Source organism: Xenorhabdus sp. NBAII XenSa04 (assembly GCF_963866145.1).
Classification (GTDB): domain Bacteria; phylum Pseudomonadota; class Gammaproteobacteria; order Enterobacterales; family Enterobacteriaceae; genus Xenorhabdus; species Xenorhabdus indica.
Window position 1 is genome coordinate 38,410 of sequence record NZ_CAWMEB010000419.1, and the last position, 7,378, is coordinate 45,787.

General features: G+C 45.1%; 6 protein-coding genes and 1 tRNA gene. 1 reads left to right on the forward strand and 6 read right to left on the reverse strand.

What is annotated here, in order from left to right:
- Positions 1 to 5 precede the first annotated feature (5 nt).
- From lnt to miaB, 5 genes are all read right to left on the reverse strand, one after another.
- Positions 6 to 1,535: an apolipoprotein N-acyltransferase gene (gene lnt / locus AAC147_RS17040; RefSeq protein ID WP_047683182.1), complete on the reverse strand. Its 1,530-nt coding sequence runs from the start codon at positions 1,533 to 1,535 to the stop codon at positions 6 to 8.
- Between the two features lie 10 nt (positions 1,536 to 1,545).
- Positions 1,546 to 2,424, reverse strand: a complete 879-nt coding sequence (gene corC / locus AAC147_RS17045) for a CNNM family magnesium/cobalt transport protein CorC (RefSeq protein ID WP_047683184.1) — start codon at positions 2,422 to 2,424, stop codon at positions 1,546 to 1,548.
- 132 nt (positions 2,425 to 2,556) lie between these two features.
- Entirely contained in the window at positions 2,557 to 3,024 is a 468-nt protein-coding gene (gene ybeY / locus AAC147_RS17050) for an rRNA maturation RNase YbeY (protein ID WP_047683186.1), read from the reverse strand.
- Complete coding sequence (locus AAC147_RS17055) at positions 3,021 to 3,998, reverse strand: PhoH family protein (protein WP_276552576.1); 978 nt, start codon at positions 3,996 to 3,998, stop codon at positions 3,021 to 3,023. The genes ybeY and AAC147_RS17055 overlap by 4 nt, the downstream gene beginning before the upstream one ends.
- Before the next feature lie 129 nt (positions 3,999 to 4,127).
- On the reverse strand, positions 4,128 to 5,558 hold the full coding sequence (miaB, locus tag AAC147_RS17060; RefSeq protein ID WP_047683190.1) for a tRNA (N6-isopentenyl adenosine(37)-C2)-methylthiotransferase MiaB: 1,431 nt from the start codon (positions 5,556 to 5,558) through the stop codon (positions 4,128 to 4,130).
- Positions 5,559 to 5,774: 216 nt separating this feature from the next.
- Here miaB and ubiF point away from each other — a divergent pair, with 216 nt between their 5' ends.
- On the forward strand, positions 5,775 to 6,962 hold the full coding sequence (ubiF, locus tag AAC147_RS17065) for a 3-demethoxyubiquinol 3-hydroxylase (RefSeq protein ID WP_047683205.1): 1,188 nt from the start codon (positions 5,775 to 5,777) through the stop codon (positions 6,960 to 6,962).
- A 308-nt stretch (positions 6,963 to 7,270) separates the two neighbouring features.
- Here the strand turns inward: ubiF and AAC147_RS17070 are convergent.
- Positions 7,271 to 7,345 (reverse strand) — tRNA-Gln (locus AAC147_RS17070).
- Positions 7,346 to 7,378 lie beyond the last annotated feature (33 nt).

The following is a 7,378-nucleotide window of genomic DNA, read 5'->3' on the forward strand; positions in this document are numbered from 1 at the left end:
ATTAGCTAGATTTGGCGACGGTTGCTTATCAAACCGAATAAAATAAACAAGATGGTTATTCCCCAGACTGGCCAATTACCGAATCGGAAATAAGGTGTAATACCGCTGGCTGGTGTGACTTTAGTTGCCAAAACTTGACGAGTAAATTGTGGAATTTCGGCTTGTATTGAACCATCGGGTTTGATTACCGCTGTAATTCCGTTATTTGTCCCTCTTAACAGAGGACGGCCCAGTTCAAGGGAACGCATACGCGCCATTTGGAAATGTTGCCACGGCCCAATAGAACGTCCAAACCAGGCATCATTGGAAACAGTCAGCAGAAACTCTGTATTGGGTTTGAAGTTATCACGGACTTGTTCGCCCAAAATAATTTCATAGCAGATTGCGGCGGTAATTTCGTGTCCCGCAACAGAAAGCTGAGGTTGGATATAATTTCCCTGGCTGAAAGAGGACATTGGCAGGTTAAAGAAAGGAGCCAATGGGCGCAGTAATGATGCCAGAGGAACAAACTCACCAAATGGAACAAGATGATGTTTGTCATAGCGGCTAATCGCCGGATATTGGTAAGGAGTGTTTTCCCCTAACACAATGATACTATTATAGAATTTGTATCCATCCAGTGTAGGACGTGCATCGGGAATACCTGTAATCAGGCTAGTGTTATGTTGCCTGAGTAGAGTATCCAGCTTGGTCAGAAAATTATTTTGATTGTGCTCGTAATCAGGTATAGCCGCTTCTGGCCAGATAATAATAGGGACTTTGCCGATAAAAGGTCGGCTATGATCCAGATAAATATCCAGGGTTTTCCCCAATACGGAGGGATCCCATTTTATTTCCTGAGGAATATTGCCTTGTATCAGTGCTACATCGGTTGATTTTTCCGGCATCAGGGTATACCACTGATAATGTCTCATTGGCCACGGCAGCAGTAAAAAGATAATGGCAGCGATGGCAGATGAGCGTTTTTTATGAATGGCAGCAAAAACTAACAAGCCACTGCTCATCATTAGCAGGAAAGTGATACCTTCTACTCCGAAAATCGGGGCAACTGCTTTCAAGGGACCATCAATCTGGCTATAGCCAAATTGTAGCCACGGAAAACCCGTTAATACCCAACTCCGCAAAAATTCAGTGCATTGCCATAATGCAGGGCTGGCGATGATTAACCTCATCCCATTTGAGGTCGGGAAAAAGCGGTTAAGCAGCCCGGCAAACAGGGCGGGATAAAGAGCGAGATAAGCGGAAAGCAGGATCACCAAAAAGATATTAATGGCGGTTGGCATGCCTCCGAAATTCGCGATACTGACATAAACCCAGTTTATGCCACTACCAAACAAGCCAAGGCCCCAGCAGAAGCCAATAAAGAGCGCTTGTCGGGTAGTCCGGTTAAGTGTCAGGATTTGCAGACCACAGAGAGAAACAAGAGCTGTGGGCCAGAAGTCAAAAGGTGAAAAAGCCAGTGTTCCACTGGCTCCGAAGAAAAGTGCCAGCAAAGCACGCAGCCGCTGGCAACTCATTAATGAGGCTTTGTTCATCCAGATCCTATTAATCTTTATCAAGGCCAGGAACTTCAGCATCATTCGGTATTTTGACATGAACCTGAATGATTTTCCGGCTATCTGCCATTGCTACTTTGAAGTGATAGCCATTGATGTTGATGGATTCTCCACGGGAAGGCAGATGACCAAATGCCTGCATAACCAACCCACCAATGGTATCAACTTCTTCGTCGCTGAAATTAGTACTGAAAACATCGTTAAAGTCTTCGATTTGAGTCAATGCTCGCACTGAATAAGTATGGCGACTCAAGGCACGAATATCGTTATCTTCATCATCATCGTATTCGTCCTCAATTTCCCCCACAATCAATTCAAGTATATCTTCAATCGTGACAAGGCCGGAAACACCGCCGAATTCATCAATAACAATTGCCATATGATAGCGTTGAGAACGGAATTCTTTCAGCAGTCGGTCAACCCGTTTACTTTCTGGCACCACGACAGCCTGACGCAGCACTTTATCAATGCTGAAAGGCTCCGCATTCGTACGCATAAATGGCAAAAGATCTTTTGCCATCAAGATGCCTTCAATGTGATCTTTATCTTCACTGATCACAGGAAAGCGAGAGTGTGCCGAATCGATAATCACATCCAGACATTCGTCCAGAGATTGATTGCGTTTTAAGGTAACGATTTGTGAGCGCGGGATCATAATGTCACGCACGCGTTGGTCAGCAATATCCATTACCCCTTCGAGCATCTCTCGGGTATCAGGGTCAATCAGGTCGTTCTGCTCAGAATCACGGATCAGTTCAACCAAATCGTTACGGTTTTTCGGCTCACCGTGAAAAATCTGATTAAGAAGTGCAAAAAAGCCTTTCTTAGGACTAGGGTTATCGTTACTAGAAGGATGGTCGTCGCTCATGGCGTTTTAATTAAAATTCCTCATTAATTAAAGTTAGATACCTGTCGTCTTTCAGGTGGCAGCTTTATTGGCTGCATCCTGAAATCTATAGGCTACGGATCGTAATGTTTAACATAAAAATGTTCTTAGGGGTTATTCTTTTTCCGCAAGATAAGGATCAGGATAACCCATTTTTTTTAGGATTTCTGTTTCCAGAGATTCCATTTCTTCCGCTTCTTCATCTTCAATATGGTCATATCCAAGTAGATGGAGACAGCCGTGAACTACCATGTGTGCCCAGTGTTCTTCAACAGTTTTTTGTTGTTCTTTTGCCTCTTTCTCAACAACCTGACGGCATATAATCAAATCACCGAGTAAGGGCAGTTCCACTTCGGGCGGAGCTTCAAATGGGAAGGATAACACATTGGTTGGTTTGTCTTTCCCGCGATAAGTGAGGTTTAATTCGTGGCTTTCTGCCTCATCAACCACACGGATTGTCACTTCACTTTCAGCCTGAAATTGTGGCAAAACGCTTTCCAGCCAGCGTTGGAAAAGGACTTCCTCAGGAAGTCCTGTTGGGTTTTCACACGCGATTTGTAAATCTAATATAACTGAACTCATTGCGCTTCCTGTCTGCGTTTTTCGTTAAGCGCCTGTTTACGTTTTTGCTCTGTAGCTTCCCATGCTTCATAGGCGATAACCACTTTGGCAACTACAGGGTGGCGGACCACATCTTCGCTATGGAGGAAATTAAAGCTCAGCTCGTTAACTTCCGACAAGACTTCCATTGCATGGCTCAGACCCGATTTCTGGCCTCTTGGCAGGTCGATCTGGGTTACGTCACCAGTAATCACTGCCTTAGAGTTAAAGCCAATACGAGTCAGGAACATTTTCATCTGTTCAATGGTGGTGTTCTGACTTTCATCAAGAATAATAAAAGCATCATTGAGTGTTCGTCCACGCATATAAGCCAATGGAGCGACTTCAATAACATTTCTTTCGATCAGCTTCTCAACTTTTTCAAAACCCAGCATCTCAAACAGGGCATCGTAAAGTGGACGTAAGTAAGGATCAACTTTCTGGCTCAGATCACCCGGTAAGAATCCCAGTTTTTCTCCGGCTTCAACCGCAGGACGGGTAAGAAGTATCCGGCGAATTTCTTGCCGCTCCAGTGCATCAACTGCTGCGGCAACGGCCAGATAGGTTTTACCTGTTCCTGCTGGCCCGATCCCAAATGTAATATCATGGTCAAGGATATTGGCAATATACTGTGCCTGATTAGGAGTACGGGGTTTTACAACACCCCGTTTGGTTTTGATATTCACGGCATTGCCGTAGGCAGGTACGCTTTCTGCTGACTGTTCCAGTACGCGACTTTCTGTGATTGCGAGATGGATCTGTTCAGGTTCAAGATCCGGTATCACGCCACGTACAGGTGCGGTTTCGACATAAAGGTGGCGCAATATGCTTGTTACTGCACTGACACACAGTGGTTTGCCCACCAATTTGAAACGATTGTCGCGGCGGTTGATCTCGACTCCCAGACGACGTTCAAGTTGTTTCAGATTGTCATCAAGTGGGCCACACAGGCTCATTAGTCTCTGATTGTCTGCGGGTTCCAGAAAAATCTCTTGTGTTGCTACTTGTGGGTTTATCTGTGTCACTGATTATCTCTATATTAGGGCCTGTCAAGACTGGCCTATTTGTTAAAGTTGACCTATTTTTTAGGGCTGATAAATGCCAACGCCGATTTCGTCTTCCTTACGGGTACGGGCAATCACTGACGCAGGCGATTCATGGATACGTAAATCCATTTCATCTTCGGTACGGATCACCTTACCACGCAGGGAGTTGGCATAAACATCAACAATTTCGACATCAACAAATTTACCAATCATATCAGGTGTACCTTCGAAATTAACCACACGGTTGTTCTCAGTACGGCCAGAAAGCTCCATGATATTTTTGCGGGATGGGCCTTCAACCAAAATGCGCTGTGTGCTGCTAAGCATGGCGCGGCTATAGCTCATGGCTTGTTGGTTAATACGCTGCTGGAGCAGGTACAGGCGTTGTTTCTTCTCTTCTTCACTCACATCGTCTGGCAAATCAGCCGCAGGCGTTCCCGGACGTGCTGAATAAATGAAGCTGAAACTCATGTCGAAATTAACTTCGGCAATCAATTTCATCGTTTTTTCAAAGTCGTCTTGTGTTTCGCCTGGGAAACCGATGATAAAATCAGAACTGATGAGAATGTCAGGGCGTGCTTTACGCAGGCGGCGAATAATGCCTTTGTATTCCAGTGCGGTATGGGCGCGTTTCATCAGGGTCAGAATACGATCAGAGCCACTCTGGACGGGCAAATGCAGGAAGCTAACTAATTCCGGTGTATCTTCATAAACGGCGATAATATCGTCAGTAAATTCGATAGGATGGCTGGTGGTGAAGCGTATACGGTCGATACCATCAATAGCCGCAACCAGACGCAGTAATTCTGCAAATGTGCAGATATCCCCATCAAATGTTGCTCCACGGTAAGCGTTAACATTCTGGCCGAGCAAGTTAACTTCACGCACGCCTTGGGCCGCAAGTTGGGCAATTTCAAATAGGATATCATCGCAAGGACGACTGACTTCTTCCCCGCGGGTGTAAGGAACAACGCAGAATGTGCAGTACTTATTACAGCCTTCCATGATAGAAACGAATGCAGTCGGGCCTTCAGCTCGCGGCTCTGGCAAACGGTCGAACTTTTCGATTTCAGGGAAACTGATATCAACAATAGGGCTGCGGGTGCCTTTTACATGATTAATCATTTCCGGCAGACGGTGCAGGGTTTGTGGTCCGAAGATAATATCAACGCTAGGTGCACGCTGGCGGATGTAATCTCCTTCCTGAGAAGCGACGCAACCACCGACACCAATGATGACTTCAGGGTTTTTATCTTTCAGCCCTTTCCAGCGTCCGAGTTGGTGGAAGACTTTTTCTTGTGCTTTTTCACGAATAGAACATGTGTTCAGGAGTAAGATATCTGCTTCTTCGGCGACATCGGTTAACTGATAACCGTGAGTGGTTTCCAGCAGGTCGGCCATCTTGGATGAATCGTATTCGTTCATCTGACAGCCCCAGGTTTTGATATACAGTTTTTTTATCGTCGACATTTTGTGTATCCGGTGTTTTCAGTGAAATAATGCATCAACACTGAAAGCGTAGTGTATTGAATCTGCGTATTGAATACAGTGTATTTAGCATCATAATGTTGCTGGCTATTGTAGTCATTTGAGACACCAGTGACCAGACTGTAACACCGGATATTCGCAGCCGGAAAGGGAAAATTCCGGTACACTTTTAATCAAGAGGTTAATAATGTGATGAATATGAATAATCCACAACAAAAATTCGATATTGTTGTCGTTGGTGCAGGCATGATTGGTGCAGCAACGGCTTTGGGGTTGGCACAAGAAGGCTGGCGGGTCGCATTATTGGAACACCAGACACCACAACCTTATCATGCAGCTCATGAACCGGATGTTCGTGTCTCTTCGGTTAGCTGTGCTTCTGTGGATTTATTGAAACAGCTAGGGGCATGGAAAAATGTCTTACAGATGCGTAGTGCACCTTATCGGACTCTGGAAACCTGGGAACAGAATGATTCCAACGTGATTTTCGATGCAGAAAGTCTTGGTTTACCGGAATTAGGGTACATGGTAGAAAACCGTGTTTTGCAGTTGGCATTGTGGCAGGAATTTGAACAGCATCCCAATCTCTCGCTTTTCTGTCCAGCTACATTGAAATCGATGTATCGGCAACGTGATCATAAAACATGGCGGGTTGAATTGGCTAATGGTACGGAATTGAACACACGTTTAATTATTGGTGCCGATGGTGCCCGCTCGCAGGTTCGGCAATTGGCTGGTATCGGTAGTAGGGGATGGCAATATCGTCAGTCGTGTATGCTGATTACAGTCAAAACTGAACAGCCTCAGCAAGATATAACATGGCAGCAATTTTTTCCTTCCGGCCCTAGAGCCTTCCTGCCATTGTTTGAACAATGGGCTTCATTAGTGTGGTATGACTCTCCCGCTCGTATTCGCCAGTTACAAGCGATGTCAATGACACAACTTGAACGGGAAATATTTCAGGCATTTCCAGCCCGTTTAGGCAAAGTAACACCGGTTGTCACAGGGTCGTTTCCTTTGATGCGCCATCATGCCAACGATTATGTACGTGAAGGTTTGGTTTTACTGGGAGATGCCGCTCATACTATTAACCCATTGGCGGGGCAGGGGGTTAATTTGGGCTATCGGGATGTTGATACTTTGCTTAATGTATTGATCAATGCTAAGGACTTGCATGAAAAGTGGGAGTCTTTGGCAGTTCTGAAACGCTATCAATGTCGCAGAATGCCGGATAATTTGGTCATGCAGGCAGGAATGGATCTCTTTCATACGGTATTCAGCCATAATTTGCCGGGCTTGAAAACCATGCGTAATCTGGCATTGATGGCAGCACAACGTTCAGGTGTGATGAAAAAACTGGCGCTAAAATATGCGTTGGGCGTGTGATTGTTGTTTCTTTATCGAATATGTTTGGATAGGAGCATTTTTTTGCAAATGCTCCGTTAGCCCAAATTGACTTCCATGTAATTTTTCCCAAAACGCTTTCAGTGATGCAACGGATATTATTTTCATAATCTTCGTGGTAGTCCCGAAATGGGACTTCGGCAAGTATTTATTGCTTACTCTAATGACCTGCCATTTTTAATAACGTGTATTAAGTGCTGTTTGATGAAGATATAGGGGAGATTTAGTGGCAGAAAAACAAAAAAACCACCTATCGGTGGTTGTCAATTCAGTTAACACTTTGAAAAATCTGGCTGGGGTACCAGGATTCGAACCTGGGAATGCCGGAATCAGAATCCGGTGCCTTACCGCTTGGCGATACCCCAACTGAATTTTTAAATGGTGGCTACGACGGGAAT